At 60.5% G+C, this 14,958-nt stretch carries 14 protein-coding genes and 2 pseudogenes; 6 read left to right on the top strand and 10 right to left on the bottom strand.

The window, feature by feature from the left end:
* Positions 1-8: 8 nt before the first annotated feature.
* The 7 genes from ABRA89_RS18560 to ABRA89_RS18590 all read right to left on the bottom strand — a co-directional run bounded on the left by ABRA89_RS18560 (position 9) and on the right by ABRA89_RS18590 (position 5,790).
* The gene (locus tag ABRA89_RS18560; protein WP_349942988.1) at positions 9-1,268 is read right to left on the bottom strand and encodes an MSMEG_0569 family flavin-dependent oxidoreductase; all 1,260 of its coding nucleotides are present in this window, start codon (positions 1,266-1,268) and stop codon (positions 9-11) included.
* Positions 1,265-1,561, bottom strand: a complete 297-nt coding sequence (locus tag ABRA89_RS18565) for an MSMEG_0570 family nitrogen starvation response protein (RefSeq protein ID WP_349942989.1) — start codon at positions 1,559-1,561, stop codon at positions 1,265-1,267. Before ABRA89_RS18565 ends, ABRA89_RS18560 begins: the two co-directional genes overlap by 4 nt.
* Positions 1,548-2,525 carry a sll0787 family AIR synthase-like protein gene (locus tag ABRA89_RS18570; protein ID WP_349942990.1) on the bottom strand — a complete coding sequence of 326 codons (978 nt, stop codon included), beginning with the start codon at positions 2,523-2,525 and terminating at the stop codon, positions 1,548-1,550. Before ABRA89_RS18570 ends, ABRA89_RS18565 begins: the two co-directional genes overlap by 14 nt.
* A gap of 3 nt (positions 2,526-2,528) precedes the next feature.
* The gene (locus ABRA89_RS18575) at positions 2,529-3,095 is read right to left on the bottom strand and encodes an MSMEG_0567/Sll0786 family nitrogen starvation N-acetyltransferase (RefSeq protein ID WP_349942991.1); all 567 of its coding nucleotides are present in this window, start codon (positions 3,093-3,095) and stop codon (positions 2,529-2,531) included.
* A complete protein-coding gene (locus ABRA89_RS18580; protein WP_349942992.1) occupies positions 3,092-4,192 on the bottom strand; it encodes an MSMEG_0568 family radical SAM protein in 1,101 nt (366 codons plus the stop codon). The genes ABRA89_RS18575 and ABRA89_RS18580 overlap by 4 nt, the downstream gene beginning before the upstream one ends.
* Positions 4,185-5,207 (bottom strand): Nit6803 family nitrilase, encoded by a 1,023-nt coding sequence (locus ABRA89_RS18585; protein WP_349942993.1) that lies wholly within the window; start codon positions 5,205-5,207, stop codon positions 4,185-4,187. The genes ABRA89_RS18580 and ABRA89_RS18585 overlap by 8 nt, the downstream gene beginning before the upstream one ends.
* Before the next feature lie 100 nt (positions 5,208-5,307).
* The gene (locus tag ABRA89_RS18590; protein WP_349942994.1) at positions 5,308-5,790 is read right to left on the bottom strand and encodes an MSMEG_0572/Sll0783 family nitrogen starvation response protein; all 483 of its coding nucleotides are present in this window, start codon (positions 5,788-5,790) and stop codon (positions 5,308-5,310) included.
* A gap of 276 nt (positions 5,791-6,066) precedes the next feature.
* Between ABRA89_RS18590 and ABRA89_RS18595 the strand changes: the two genes are divergently transcribed.
* From ABRA89_RS18595 to ABRA89_RS18620, 6 genes are all read left to right on the top strand, one after another.
* Positions 6,067-7,440: an aminotransferase-like domain-containing protein gene (locus tag ABRA89_RS18595; RefSeq protein ID WP_349942995.1), complete on the top strand. Its 1,374-nt coding sequence runs from the start codon at positions 6,067-6,069 to the stop codon at positions 7,438-7,440.
* Positions 7,441-7,821: 381 nt separating this feature from the next.
* Positions 7,822-9,939 (top strand): catalase, encoded by a 2,118-nt coding sequence (locus tag ABRA89_RS18600; RefSeq protein ID WP_349942996.1) that lies wholly within the window; start codon positions 7,822-7,824, stop codon positions 9,937-9,939.
* Entirely contained in the window at positions 9,929-11,059 is a 1,131-nt protein-coding gene (locus ABRA89_RS18605; RefSeq protein WP_349942997.1) for a glycosyltransferase family 2 protein, read from the top strand. Before ABRA89_RS18600 ends, ABRA89_RS18605 begins: the two co-directional genes overlap by 11 nt.
* Complete coding sequence (locus ABRA89_RS18610; RefSeq protein WP_349942998.1) at positions 11,049-12,140, top strand: acyl-CoA dehydrogenase family protein; 1,092 nt, start codon at positions 11,049-11,051, stop codon at positions 12,138-12,140. The genes ABRA89_RS18605 and ABRA89_RS18610 overlap by 11 nt, the downstream gene beginning before the upstream one ends.
* On the top strand, positions 12,137-12,862 hold the full coding sequence (locus ABRA89_RS18615; protein ID WP_349942999.1) for a PIG-L deacetylase family protein: 726 nt from the start codon (positions 12,137-12,139) through the stop codon (positions 12,860-12,862). The genes ABRA89_RS18610 and ABRA89_RS18615 overlap by 4 nt, the downstream gene beginning before the upstream one ends.
* Positions 12,840-13,427, top strand: coding sequence for a class I SAM-dependent methyltransferase (locus tag ABRA89_RS18620; RefSeq protein WP_349943000.1), 588 nt, complete (start codon positions 12,840-12,842; stop codon positions 13,425-13,427). The genes ABRA89_RS18615 and ABRA89_RS18620 overlap by 23 nt, the downstream gene beginning before the upstream one ends.
* A 48-nt stretch (positions 13,428-13,475) precedes the next feature.
* On the opposite strand, the pseudogene ABRA89_RS18625 reads toward ABRA89_RS18620, so the two are convergent.
* From ABRA89_RS18625 to ABRA89_RS18635, 3 genes and pseudogenes are all read right to left on the bottom strand, one after another.
* Positions 13,476-13,580, bottom strand: a pseudogene (locus ABRA89_RS18625) (transposase); the annotation flags it as partial.
* 139 nt (positions 13,581-13,719) lie between these two features.
* A pseudogene (locus ABRA89_RS18630) lies at positions 13,720-14,509 on the bottom strand (SDR family oxidoreductase).
* A gap of 245 nt (positions 14,510-14,754) precedes the next feature.
* Positions 14,755-14,958 (bottom strand): hypothetical protein (locus tag ABRA89_RS18635; protein ID WP_349943001.1); only part of this gene is annotated, 204 nt, incomplete at its 5' end.

The raw sequence follows: 14,958 nt of genomic DNA on the forward strand, positions 1-14,958 counted from the left end.
TCGATCGCTCATTCCGCTGCGATAGATGTTCTTATCTTCCGTGCTGAGACATTCTCTGCCAGGAAACGGCTGTCTTCATCGATCGCGAGGAAACGTCCTGAGCCCCAAGTGTTCAGCCAGCCTAGACCAATAAAGTAGAAGCCATCAATTTTGGTGACGCCACGATGGAACTGTGGGCGTCCCTGATCGTCGAAGACATCGACGTCGATCCATGAATAGTCAGGCTTGAAGCCGATCGACCAGATCACTGCAGTGATGCCGAGCGCCTCAGCGTCGATTTCAGCGATCTCCGTCTCCGGTCGCCAGACCTTTTCAAATTCAGGTGCTGCTGGCGCATCGATGCCATTCGCCTCAATGAAGGCATCGATCTGTCGGCAGATGCCGAGATAGCTCTTGTCGGCATCGTCGAGGTTCTTTTCCAGATCCGGTAGGAAGCTGATCGTGGTGCCGTTCATGCCAGAAACCGATCCGTAGAGATCGATGCCATGATCCACAACGAAGCGCCTGAGATCGATCTCCATGCCGCCATCGCGGCCTGACATGTAATGATTGGTTTGCGCCACCGCCTTTTCCGGATCGGGGTGTTCGTCGATCGTCATGGAATAGTGGCCCATGTCGTAGAGCCAGTCGGTTGCGTCACGACCGCGATAGTTGCGCGGCGAGCGAGGCGCAGGCCCGACAGCCAGATGGACATCCCGTCCATCGCGAACGAGATCGTCCATGATCTGGACGCCAGACTGACCGGTTCCCACGATCAGAGTCGCACCCTCGGGAACCTGGCTCGGCCGGCGGAAATCGCGTGAATGCATCTGATGGATCGCAGGGTCGAGCTTTTCGGCATAAGGCGGCACGATCGGCTTGTCGTATCCGCCCGTCGCGATCACCACTTGATCGGTTGAGTAGGTGCCGATCGAGGTCGCGACGATGAAGCGCTCACCATACTTTTTCACCCGTTCTACGAAGACGCCTTCGCGGATGGGCGGATCGAAGCTCTCGGAGAAGGCATCGAGATAGTCAACAATTTCATGGCGCGGCATGAAGCCGTCCGGATCGTTGCCGGAATAAGGAAAGTCCGGCAGGCGGCATTGCCAGTTTGGCGTGACGAGGCAAAAGCTGTCCCATCGGTTGATACGCCATGAATGAAACCGGCGATAGCGCTCGAAGACGACATGTTCGATGCCCGCCTTGCAGAGATATTTGCTGACCGAGAGACCGGCCTGTCCGCCACCCACGATGACGACTGGGATATGGGTGATGTCGCCCATCATCGTGCTCCTTCAATGATGGAGACCAGTTCGACGGTCGCGTCGTCGCGCGCCGCAAAATCGGCCGCCCGCGCCTCGATCCGTTTCAGCTGGTCCATGGCGGAGGAGCAGGCAAAACCGTAGCGTTCCTCGACACGGGCGGACGCCTTGTTGAGACCGCCGCGCGCCCGCTCCAGAAATGTCGCCAGCGGATAGGTCTCGCCGGCCTTCAGAAATTCCTTGATCGTGGTCGAGGGCGAATAGCAACGCTCTTCCTCACCATCGGGCCAGCGAAGGATGAAGTTAACCTCGGGCATAAATCGCCTCTTCGGATTTCGATTTTAGGTAAGGAATTGCGCGCCAGTCCCAGAAGAGGGCCTCGGTATCGCCGCTTATGAAAGTGACGGCGCTCGATGCCTCGACCTTGCCGATGGTGGCGGCGACGATGTCGCGTTCGGCAAATCGGGCGAGAACTTGCGCTTCGTGGGTTGCGGACACGACGAGAAGGAAGCCGAAGCTCGGAAAGCTCCTGAGCCAGCGTTCCAGATCGACGCCTGCCGGAGGCTCGACCCGGTCGAGGCTGATCGAAAGGCCGACGCCCGACATTTCCGCGAGCATCAGAGCGGTGCCGGCGATCCCGCCCTGGCTGATGTCCTTGCCGGCGGCGACGAGACCGTCCTCGGCAAGCACCGGCAAGAGATCCAGATCGCCCTGAAGACGCGCAAGGGGCGCGTCGTCCGCGCAAAAGAAATTGTCGAAGTTCCGGTAACTGCCCCGATGGTCGATTGCGGCGATCAGAAGATCGCCGGGCCGCGCATCGAAGCTGGTGATCAGACGGTCGGCACGCCCGAACACCGTAGCGGCGATATTGAGACCTGCGGCCCCGAAATTGGTATGCCCGCCAACGATGGGGACGCCGTAGGCTTTAGACGCAGCGGCAAGTCCCGCCAGCATCGGTTCCGCCTGGCTTTGAGAGGCCGCCCAGACCTGATCGATGATCGCGACCGATCGCCCGCCCATGGCAGCGATGTCGGAACAATTGACCATCACCGCGCACCAGCCGGCGAACCAGGGATCGTCTTCCACGAAGCGCGGAATGAAACCCTCACCGGCCAGAAGATCGTAGCCGCCTGCCCGCTCGAGGATCGCCGCATCGTCGCCCGGTCTGCCCACACTAGACGCACGGAGCCCGAGTTTTCCGCAAGCCGCCCCGATAGCAAGCTTTCCCCGGATCGAGGGATGCTCGCGCAAGGCGTCTACGATCGCATGCGGGTTGACCATGGCTCAGGGCTTTCGCCCGCCGACCGCGAGCCATCCCGTATCGGGATCGTCGATCGGTGGATAGGAGGCGAGATCCGCCCGCATCAGGCCATGGGGTCGACCGTGGAGATCGACCATGTAATCAAGATGCCAGTCGAGGCTTTCGAAGAGGGGGATATTCGCCTCCTGAACGTGAGCCAGAAAGGTATGGCTACCGCGGCCGTTTGCGGTTGAGACAGCAAGCCGGATCAGCTCGCATCCCAGATGCGAGACCCGGCGATAGCGCCGCTCGACGGCCAGTCTCGACCCCCACCACACGCCCGGCTCAGGCTCATGGATACGCACGGTTCCGACCACTTCGTCGGCTTCGTGGGCATAAGTCGAGAGTGCGACAAGAGTGGTCGCATCGCGGTCAATCGCATCTCGGTCGTGCTCGGTGAAGATCTTCTGTTCTTCGACAAAGACGCGATGACGAAGGTTCTGGGCGCCTGTCTTCTCCCAGAGTGTGGAAGCGGCGCGGATGAAATAGCCGGGACAAGTATAGGGTACGACGGGCTCGGCGAAGATTTGGTGATCAAGAATGATCGTCATGCGACCCTCAGCTTTTCGTAGGTGGAAAGCGCCGAACATGCCCCGCAGCGTCCACAGCCGGCCTTAATGGTCTCCGCCGACATGCCGGCCCGCAGAATCATCTGCGACAAAGGGCGCAAGACGGAAGCCATGAACTCCGATGTCGGCGCCGGATGGCTTTCGAGCGGTGTCCCGGAGATCGGAACGAAGGGTACGACGAAGGGATAGACGCCCATGGTGCACAGCTTTTCCGATACGCGAAGGATTTCGTCGGCCGTGTCTCCGAGGCCGGCGAGGATATAGGTCGAGACCTGACCTCGCCCGAAGACCTTCACCGCCGCCTCGAAGCTCGAATAATACTTGTCCAGCGGTACGCTCGCCTTGCCCGGCATGATGCGGGCGCGCACCTCTGGCGTGACGGCCTCCAAATGCATGCCTAAGGTATCGACACCGGCATCGCGCATGCGCTCGTGCCAGTCATCGTCCTCGGGCGGCTCGCACTGGGCCTGGATCGGAAGATCGATGGCGGCCTTGATCGCGCGGGCGCTCTCGGCGAGCACCGCAGCGCCGCGATCATGTCCCTTCGGCGTTCCCGTCGTCATCACCATATGCTTCACGCCGTCGAGCTCGACTGCGGCCCTGGCGACTTCGGCAAGTTGCGCTGGCGTCTTGTGGGCGATGGTCCGGCCCGCCGCAAGGCTCTGGCCGATCGAGCAGAATTGACAGGTCTTCTTGCGGCTCTCGTAGCGGATGCAGGTTTGCAGCACCGTCGTCGCCAGCACGTTCCGCGAGTGAAGCACCGCGATCTTGTTGTAGGGAATGCCGTCCGCGGTGGTCAGGTCGTAAAAGCGCGGGCGCGAGGGGAAACTGATGCGGGCGATCTCCGCTCCGTCGCGGGTGACGCGCGACAGGCCCGCCGCATCGGGCGCTTCGGCAAGATAGGGGCTGTCGAAGGCGGGCGCCGTGTGGACCGGGACCATCACTGTAGTGCCGTCGATCGTGACGGCCTTATGGTCGGACGGCCCTGCCCCACCGCGCCGGCTTTCGTGGCCGGCCCGCGTATCGATGAGGCGCATGCCCCGCGTCTGAAGATCGTTGATCAGATCGGACTCACGCATCGAGGGTCTCCGAGTTTACGGTCTGCGGCAGGTCCAGCGCATCCTGTCGCGATGGACCTGGACGCGTTGGCTCGGCAGGGGCACCGGCGACACGGTCGACCGTTTCGGCGGGCCTAGCGTCGTGGACGAGATGAAGAAGTTCGGGTCGGGCGTAGTGGCCGACGCTATCCATCATCCGCTTTCGCTTGGTGACGAGCTTCATGTCGAGGTCAGCGATCAGGATGCCCTCGCCATGGGTTATCGGCTCGGCGAGATGCCGCCCTTCCGGAGAGACGATACAGGTCATGCAGCCATCACTGACGGCCTTGCGCATCTTCTCGTCGGGCGAGACCTCGGCGATTTGTTCGTCGGTCAGCCAGCCCGTGGCATTGACGACGAAACAGCCCGATTCCAGTGCGTGATGGCGCATGGTGACCTCGATCTGTTCGCCGAAGATCGGCCCGACGAGGCTGCCGGGAAACTGGGCAACGTGGATTTCCTCGTGCTGGGTCATCAGCGCGTAACGGGCCAGTGGATTGTAATGCTCCCAGCAGGCGAGTGCGCCCACCCGGCCGATTTTGGTGTCGACGACCTTGAGGCCGGCCCCGTCACCCTGTCCCCAGACCATCCGCTCGTGATAAGTCGGCGTGATCTTGCGGCGCTTCAGCTTCAACGACCCGTCTGCATCGAAGATCAGTTGCGCATTGTAGAGCGAGCCGTGATCGCGCTCGTTGACGCCGAGCACCACAACGACGCCGCGCCGTCGGGCGGCATCGGCCACGGCCTCGGTCTCGGCGGAGGGCACGACGACCGCTTCCTCATAGAGCTTCATATGCGGCGCGCCCTGCAGGACAGGCGGCTGGATGAAGGAGAAGTAGGGATAATAGGGAACAAGGGTTTCGGGAAAAACGATGATATCCGCGCCCTTTTCGCCGGCCTCGGCGATCGCGTTCAGGACACGCTCGATCGTACCCGCCCTTCCGGAAAGATCCGGCGCGATCTGGACGGCCGCCGCCCGCACTTTATCGGTTCGCATGTCGTGATCCGCTTTGGTAAAACACTGGAAATCAAGAGACTGGCAGCGGCCGGACCGCCTTGGAAACTCGTCCGGCCGAGATGAGCGCAAGAACCGGTGCTCAGACCGTCCAGGTGTCGATGATGACCGCGTTGGCCTTCTTATGCAGAAGCACGCAGTCGAGAACGTCCTGCGGTGCGATGGGGATAATGCCGGGAAGAAGCGACGGCTCGCCATGGCCATACAGCGCCTGGAGCGCGAAGCGGCACGCATACACCTTGCCGCCCTCGGACATGAACCGCTTAAGATTGTTGGCGAAGTTCTGGTGCCCCGGAAAGGCTTCGTCGCCGAGCTTGGGGAAGCCGCGCTGCAGGCCGAGCGTGACGCCAGGGCCGTAGAGCAGGATAGACGTTTCGTAGCCCTTTCGCTGAAGGCGTGTCGCGTTCAGCATGTTGACGAGACCGATCGAACCTTCGAAGGCCACCGTATGGAAGGTGACGAGAGCCTTCTCGCCTGGATCGGCCTTGACGTCCTCGAAGACCTTCTGTTCGTAATCGACGAAGTAATCGCCGTCCTTGTGCGCTTCCGCGGTGACTGCCGGCATGGGACTCTCCTGTTTCAGGTCAATGCCGACGCAGGCTGCAGTGCAACGAAAATCCGGTCAATATCCATTCTATTATGCATACAATTATTTTGATACACGACCGCGTGACTGCTCAAGTCGAGCTCAGAATGCTTCCGAAACCGGCTTCTTCGTGCTCAATACAGCATCAACGCGCTCGTTCTGGCGACGCTATGAATGCTCTTCGAATCTCCATACAATTCACTTCAATTTCTGAAATCGCTCCGCTATCATCTCCGGGAACTGGAGGCACCCCCCATGGATCAATGGAAACCGGACCTGCCGCAAGGCGGCAAGCCGCACTACCTCGCCATCGCCGATGCGCTCGAGGCCGATATACGCAACGGACGGCTGAAGGCCGGAGATCGGCTTCCGCCCCAGCGCCGGCTGGCCAAGGCGCTTGGCATCGATTTCACGACGGTTTCGCGCGCCTATGGGGAAGCTGCAACGCGCTCGCTTCTCGAAAGCCATGTGGGGCGTGGGACATTCGTGGCCGCTCGCGCTCCGACCGGCAACCATGCCAGTCCGGCACGCATGAATGCACAGGACCTGTCGATGAACATGCCGCCGGAACCAAGCGACCCGGCGTTGATTGCCAAGATGCAGGATGGCCTCGACGTGGTGTCCGCCAATCTGATTCCGCTGCTGCGCTACCAACCGCCCGCAGGCACCGACAGGGACAAAATTGCCGCCTCGTCCTGGCTCTCCATGCGAGGCATGGTTCCAAAGCTCGAGCGCATCGCAGTGACCCCGGGCGCGCATGCGACGATGACCGCGATCCTGTCGGTCGTCACGGAGCCTGGTGACACCGTCCTCTGCGAGGCCGTCACCTATTCCGGAATTCGAGGGATCGCGCGGATGCTCCGCCTGAACCTCGTCGGCATCGAGATGGATGAAGACGGCATTCTCCCGGACGCGCTGGTAGAGGAGGTCGAACGCCACAAGCCGAAGGCCCTCTATCTCAATCCGACGATTCAGAACCCGACCACGATCACCATGCCGACCGCGCGGCGCCTCGCCGTTGCGGACATCATCAACGAATATCGCCTGCCGACGATCGAGGACGATGCCTACGGCTTCATCCCACCCAAAGCTCCTGCGCCGCTCGCGGTGTCGGCGCCGGATTACATCTGGCATATTGGGGGGCTTGCGAAATGTATTGGTGCCGGCCTGCGGCTTGCCTATACCGTGGCCCCAAGCGGGCGCGCGGCGATCACAATGGAACAGGCGCTGAAAGCGGCCTCCGGCATGGCATCGCCGATTGCGATGGCGCTCGCGACACGGTGGATCGAGGACGGCACAGCCGACTACATCCGGCGCTTCATCCGGGCCGAAAGCGCCGCACGTCAGGAGACTGCAACAGAGGTTCTGAACGGCTTTGACTTCAAGGCCGAACCTCACGCCTTCAATATCTGGCTTTGCCTGCCGCCGGACTCAGGCGGACGCGCCAGCCTGATGGGGCGCATGGCTGGAAGACCCCTCGGCCTGATGCCATCCGATGTCTTCACCGTGTCCGGACCTCCCGGCGAATACGTTCGTGTCTGCCTCGGCGGACCGATCGCCCGGGAAACGCTCCGCGGGGAACTCGCATTTCTCGCCAACTCACTACACATGCCAGGCTGGGCCGGTTAATTCATAAGGATCGGAATTCCGCTTTCGGTTGCAAGGTGTGACAGTTCGAACGGTTGTCATGGGCGCGACGCCGACCGGCAAGTTCCGGAAGGGCTGGGCCGATTACAGGCAGTCCCCGTGCAGCTGTCGGGTCGACGAAGCAGACATTCGTATGCGCCGCATCAATCGTCGTTTTCGCTTCATCCCTGCCATTACGCCTGAGTTGTAGGCAGCTTTTTTCTTTTGATATCGCCACCGACCGGCATTGACCTGCTCTCGGGACACAAATCGGCCGGTCAGATTGTTCGCTGGCAATCTGAATTAAGTTTTGGATGCCCGGTCCTTTCCCGAACGCACGCGTTTAAGTCGAGATCTAATTAATTGAACTTAAAGAGAAATTTGATGTCAAAAAAATCTGGCAAAGTTGGCGATAGGTCTCGCTCCGATCGAGGTTGGCACACCGGCGGTGGCGGAGAGATTCACCAGACTGCCGGTGGCGACGTCGCGGCAATGACGACGCAGGGCGGCACTCCCGTTTCGGACGACCAAAATTCTTTAAAGGCCGGCGTGCGTGGCCCGACGCTCATTGAAGACCAGCATTTCCGCGAGAAGATTTTCCACTTCGATCACGAGCGCATCCCCGAGCGTGTCGTCCATGCCCGGGGCTACGGGGCACATGGGACATTCGAGACTTACGAGTCGCTAGCCGATATCACCAAGGCCGACATGTTTCAGCGGGCCGGCGAAAAAACCGAGATGTTCGTCCGGTTTTCCACGGTTGCCGGCAACAAGGGCTCCGCGGATCTCGCGCGCGACGTGCGCGGCTTCGCCACTCGCTTTTATACTAAGGATGGCAACTGGGACATTGTCGGCAACAACATCCCGGTGTTCTTCATCCAGGATGCGATCAAGTTTCCCGATCTGATCCACGCGGCAAAGCCGGAGCCCGACCGCGGTTTCCCTCAGGCCCAAACCGCGCACGACAATTTCTGGGACTTCATCTCGCTGACGCCCGAATCAATGAACATGGCGCTCTGGATCATGTCCGACCGGACGATCCCGCGCTCCTTCCGCTTCATGGAAGGCTTCGGTGTACACACTTTCCGCATGATCAATGCCGAGGGCAAGTCGACCTTCGTGAAGTTCCACTGGAAGCCCAAGCAGGGACTGCAATCTGTCGTCTGGAACGAAGCGCTGAAGCTAAACGGTGCCGATCCCGACTTCCACCGCCGCGATCTGTGCGATGCGATCCAGTCCGGCGATTTCCCGAAATGGGAACTTGGCCTTCAGCTTTTTGACGAGGATTTCGCAGAAACTTTCGATTTCGATGTCTTCGACGCGACCAAGATCATTCCCGAGGAAGCGGTCCCAATACGTATTGTCGGCAAGATGACGCTCGACCGCTGCGTGGAGAATTTCTTCCAGGAGACCGAACAAGTCGCATTCCAGACCGGCAATGTCGTTCCCGGCATTGATTTCTCGAACGATCCACTGCTTCAGGGGCGCAATTTTTCCTATCTCGACACCCAGCTTAAGCGGCTAGGAGGCCCGAACTTCACGCATATTCCGGTCAATGCACCACGATGCCCCGTTCGTCACTTTCAGCAGGACGGGCATATGTCGATGAAGAACCCGAAGGGACGTGCGAATTACGAACCGAATTCCTGGGGCGGTGAAGCGGGCGGTCCGCGTGAGGATCCCGAGAACGGCTTTCGAACCTTTCCTTCGGAATTATCTGGTGAAAAAAGGCGTGAGCGCTCCGAGACCTTTTCCGATCACTATAGCCAGGCACGGCAGTTCTATCTGTCGCAGACCGAGACCGAACAGGTTCACATCGGCAACGCCTTCACCTTTGAGCTGTCCAAGGTGGAGACGCCGGCGATACGCTCGCGCATCGTTTCCCACCTTCTCAACGTCGACGAAGGGCTGGCACAGACAGTCGCAAACGGCCTGCGCCTGAAGGAGATGCCGGAACCGGCCAAGGCAGCGAGACCGACGAAAACGGACCTCAAAGTTTCGCCCAAGCTCTCGATCCTGCTGAATGGGCCGAAGAGTTTCAAGGGTCGCAAGATCGGCATTCTCGTAACCGACGGGGTCGACGCGAAACTCCTCGACGGTGTCATGAGCGCCGCCAAGAGCGAAGGGACGATGGTTGAAATCGTCGCACCGATGGTCGGCGGGGTGGAAGCAAGCGACGGAACTTGGATCGAAGGCCAGCAGAAGATCGACGGTGGCCCGTCCATGCTCTACGACGCCGTCGCAATTCTGGTCTCGAAGGATGGAGCCAGCCTTCTCTCGAAGGAAGCGACGGCCAGAGATTTTGTTACCGACGCTTTCGCCCACTGCAAGTTCATCGCTTATTCGCCGGAGGCGACAGCGCTGCTCGAAAAAGCCGGTGTCAAAGATGATCTCGATGACGGTTGTCTTAGCCTCGAGTCTCACGGCGATGCTGAAGCCTTCGTGACATTGTGCCGGGAGCTTCGCTACTGGCCGCGTGAGAATAAGGTCGATGCTGTCTAATTCGGCATCAGGACCTCTCGTTCTGGCGAGCGAGGGGGCGGCGACTGCGGACTTACATCCCGTGGTCGCCGTACCCGCCAAGGACGAGGAAGAGCGCATCCCCCGTCTGATCCGAGCCCTGTCCTCTCAGACCTGGCTGGCGGTCGGGGATCGCTCGCTGGACATGGTCGTCGTCCTCAACAACACTGCCGACCGTTCGCGAAGTGCCATCGAAGAAGCAGCTCTCGGAACGCGTCTTCGGGTCCATCTCGTCGATCTGACGCTGCCTGCGGTCTTCGCGCATGTCGGAACAGCGAGGCGGTTGGCTCTGGAACTGGCGCGTGCCCTATGCAGGACTTCGATGTCATCGGTTCTCTTGACGACCGACGCCGACGCCGTGCCAACCGAACGCTGGATCGATGCCAACCTTCTGGCGATCAGCGCTGGAGCGGACATCGTGGGAGGGCGAATCGTGGGAGACAAGCGCGAGGAAGCCCTGCTCGGACAGGCTTTCGTCGCACGTGCCGCCTCTCATCTTTTGTACGCGGAACTTTGCGACCGGGTGATGAGCCTCCTCGATCCGGTGGAGCATGACCCATGGCCGCGCCATCGGGACCACACCGGCGCCAGCCTTGCCGTTCGCGCCAATGTCTACGACGCGGTGGGAGGCCTGCCGGCGCTGCCCTATCGCGAGGATCTCGCATTCGTCTCCCGGGTTCGTGATGCCGGATACAGACTTCGCCATTCACCGTCGGTCTGGGTCGAAGTCTCGGCCCGAACCAAGGGACGGGCGCCGGGCGGCATGGCCGACACTCTGGCGACATGGGTCCAAGACGCGGAAACCGATCGACCCTATCTGGTCGAAGGCCCGGAGGCGATCGTGGAAAGAGCCCTGCGTCGAAGCATGTTGCGCAAGGTGAGCCAGTCGAGCGCGAGCCTCGGCCTTCAGTTTGCAGCGCGCTGCGGTCTGCGGCTCGATGATTTCCGCAATGCGACCGGAGAGTTTCTCGCACCCGAAGTTCTGGTGCAACGGTTTGCGCCGGACGAACCGGACGCACCCGCAACCGTCGATATCGAGATTGCGATTCAAGAGTTGCGGGCGATCATCGCCAATCAGGAAAGATCCGTCGATGCGGCATAGATCTCTCATAGAGAGCGAAGCGCTGGCGCTGTCCGACGGCCTTTCAGCTCTTTCGGCCGCCTATGAGCAGGAAGCGGCCTACCCTCATTCAAGCTTTTCTCTCCTGTCGAAATTCCCCCTCGGTTCACATCCCCCGCTCGACCCGGCAGACGTGCTGACCCTCTTGCAGCTTCTGGCGGCAGTCGGACGCGGCGACTTGAGTGTCGGACGTATCTACGAAGGCCATGTCAACGCTCTCTTGTTGATCAAAAGCTTCGGCACCGAACGGCAGCGCGCGTTGATCGGCAACTCTGCAAATGGCGGACACTGGTTCGGTGTGTGGAACACAGACGCGCCCGATCGACCTCTGCGTGAAATTGACGGAGCGTTGCGTGGGGCCAAGAATTTTGCTTCGGGCGTCGACGGTTTGAACCGGGCCATCGTGACCGTGCCGAGCGACGGCGGCCGCCAAATGTTTTTGGTGCCACTGACTGATCTTCCGGTCGACCGGAGCTGGTGGGACCCGATGGGAATGCGCGGATCAGGCAGTCATGTCGTCGACTTCACCGGGTTCGAGGTGACGGCTGATCATCGCCTCGGGCGGGCCGGCGATTATACCCGCGAGCCCTGGTTCAGCGGCGGCGCGATCCGTTTCGCAGCCGTCCAGACAGGCGGCCTGCACGCTGTTTTCGATATCGCCCTTGCTCATCTGAAACGCACTGGACGCGCCGACGATCCTTATCAGGCGCATCGTCTGGCGAAGATGGGAATCGCCGTTGATAGCGCCTATGGATGGATCGCCGAGGCAGCCCACGCCTGGTCGGCGGCAGCTTCCGATCCTGACGATATCGCAGCCGGGCGTCGCCTTGTAGCCGTTTCGCAGGCCACCCGCTCGTCAATCGAGGCTTCTGCGCTCGCGGTTCTTGAAGACGCAGAACGAGCCGTCGGGGCGGCAGGGTTCAACAGGCCTCATCCTCTGGAGCGGCGTATCCGTGACTTGCGGACCTATCTGCGACAACCAAATCCGGACGGTGCCTTGCGTTCATTGGGCAAAGCCATTGCGGCCGGCGACTGGGCACCCGGTCGAGTGGGCAGATCATGACGACAGCGCATGACCCACGTTCACTTCAGGCGCGCCGCATCCTGATAGTCGCGCCGCATCCTGACGACGAGTCCCTCGGATGCGGTGGACTGGCCTCCATCCTCGCCGCAGACGGCCGTCAGTTGCACACGCTTTTCGTGACCGACGGCGGCGCCTCGCACAGCAAGTCCGATAACTGGCCGCGACCGCGCCTCGCAGCGGAACGCGAAGTCGAAGCATGCCGTGCCCTCGATGCGCTTGGCCTCGGCCAGATGCCACGCACATTCCTGCGTCTTCGGGACGCGAACATGCCGGTGCCGGATACAACAGAGTGGCGCAGCGTGTGCGAAGGCATCGGCAGGATCGTCGAGGCGTTCGAGCCGGAGCTCGTTCTACTGCCTTGGCGGCGCGATCCACACTGTGATCATCGGGCTTCGTGGCAGCTTGTGACGGCGGCGATGAAGGCGACCGAATGCGAGGCATTGCGGCTGGAATATGCAATCTGGCTCGATGAGTTCGGGACACCGGAGGACCATCCACGCCCCGGCGAGATGATGCGACTCGAATTCGACGTGTCGACCAGGTCTCACCTCAAACGCTTCGCCGTCGCCGAACACCGGACCCAGACGACCTCGATGATCTCAGACGATCCTACAGGGTTTCGGCTTGAAGCTGTGATAATTGCCCGCCTGACGGGTCCAACGGAGACCTACTGGCAGGATGAAGCAGCCAATCGGCGTTGAAGGGTTCGAGGCGTTGTTCGCCAGCGACCCGGACCCTTGGGACTACAGAACATCACGGTTCGAACGCCACAAGCGCGGCATCCTGATGAGAGCGGTCGGCCAGAGAATGTTTGGACGGGGTCTCGAACTTGGTTGCGCCAATGGAGAGACGACCTCTTTTCTTGCTCGGAAATGCCTGCGATTGACGGCGGTCGATGGCTCGGAAACGGCCCTAGAACAAGCATGGATCAGGCACGCAGATTCGCCGCGCGTGCGCCTGGAGCAGGCCATTCTTCCAGAAAGAACTCCGCGGGGCCCATTCGATCTGATCGTGACATCAGAGGTGCTCTACTACCTTCGGGAAAACGAATTACGGGACATGCTGTCCCTTCTGAAAAAAGCTGTCGCTCTCGGCGGACGCCTCGTTTTCCTCCATCACCATCGCGATTTCGACGATGTTTCCATGAAGCCGTTTCTTCTCACCGCTCGTCTTCATGACCTGATGGACGACAGCCATCGCCTCGTCTTCCGCCATCGTAGCTCGCGCTTCGAAGCACTGGCCTTCGACAGGATCAAAATGGCCTGACTTTTTTCGGCGATGCGCACAGACACCGGCAGCCGACGACGTCGGCCAGGCTACCCCGGCCTGACGGGCAACAAAGGCAACGCTCATCCCGGGCTGCTCCACTTCTTCCAATAGGCGAACCTTCTCGGCCTTCGACCAACGGCGTTGGGGTTGCAAGGAGTTGAAGATTGCAACCTGTAACAACGAGCGATCCTACGTTTTAGACACAGTTTTAACTCGTAGGCGGATGCCTATGAGGCATCGGCTATATCGCCCGTGCAGTCCAAACGGGGCGCAGTCTAGCCTTATGCGTTTAAAGTATAAGGCGCCCGCCTGTCACAGCGATCACCTCGCCGGTACCGTAAGTTGAATCGTCGGAAGCCAGATAGACATAGGCTGGCGCGAGTTCCGCCGGGTGGCCGGCCCGGCCGATCGGCGTCGATAAGCCGAAAGACTTAATCTTTTCAACGGTCATCGTGGCAGCGATGAAGGGCGTCCAAATTGGCCCCAGCGCGCCGCCGTTGACGCGGATGCTTCGGTAGATCAGCCGGTGCTCCAGACCGCCAGTGAAATTGTAGATCGCGCCCTTCGTGGCGGCAAAAGGTAAAAGACCGGCCGACGGATCGGTGGCGTTGATCGAGTTGGTGTTGACGATGGTCGTGCCCGGCTTCATGTGCTTCACCGCCGCCTTTGTCATGAAGAACATAAAACACATTCGTGCAGAAGGTGACATCGAGCTCTTCGGCCGAGAGATCCTCGAAATTAGCAATTACCCTCTGATGGGCCGCATTGTTAACGAGACTATCGAGCCGTTCGAACTCCGAGACGGCCCGCTCGACGATCGAAGCGCAGTGGGCTTCTTTTTTCTCGTCGCCTGGCAGCAGCACGCAGCGCTTGCCGGCCTTCTCAACCCAGGTCTCCGTTTCTTCGGCATCGTTATGTTCGTCGAGATAGGAGACGAGCACGTCAGCTCCCTCACGGGCAAAGGCGATGGCACCAGCGCGGCCGATGCCAGAATCTCCACCAGTAACGATCGCCGCCTGTCCTTCGAGCTTGCCCGAGCCCCTGTAGCTCTCTTCGCCGTGGTCAGGAACGGGCTCCATCGCTGCGGTCACGCCGGGGAGCACCTGCTTCTGCTGCGGCTGGGGCGGTTGCGGATAGGCGGTTCTGGGGATCGCGGGCCATGAATATTCTCCTTGGCTCATCTCTCGCACTAAATACGGCCCCGAAAAACCTTGAAGACCGCAGTGTTTTAATCGCCTATCCCGTAAGAACGTCGCCGTTCCGGTCGAAACCTCACCTTCGTTGCCTCTTTCGGTCGCCGGCCACAAAGGCAACGGGATAAAGATCAATCAGGTCGGCGCTGGCTATCTTTGATGTCCGCTCTTGAGAAGATGTCTATATTGCTCGGAATGACCGGAATGGGCGCAGAACGAACCCGCTTCCGCGGGAGGGCGCCTGTCTCTTCGTTCACGGATTTCATAAGGAAGATCACGTTCTGATTGAGCGTCGCCCGGTGCGGGCAGACGATCCTGGCTCCCTTTACCCTGTG

Origin of the sequence: Fulvimarina thalattae (assembly GCF_040239565.1) — a bacterium.
Taxonomy (GTDB): Bacteria; Pseudomonadota; Alphaproteobacteria; order Rhizobiales; family Rhizobiaceae; genus Fulvimarina.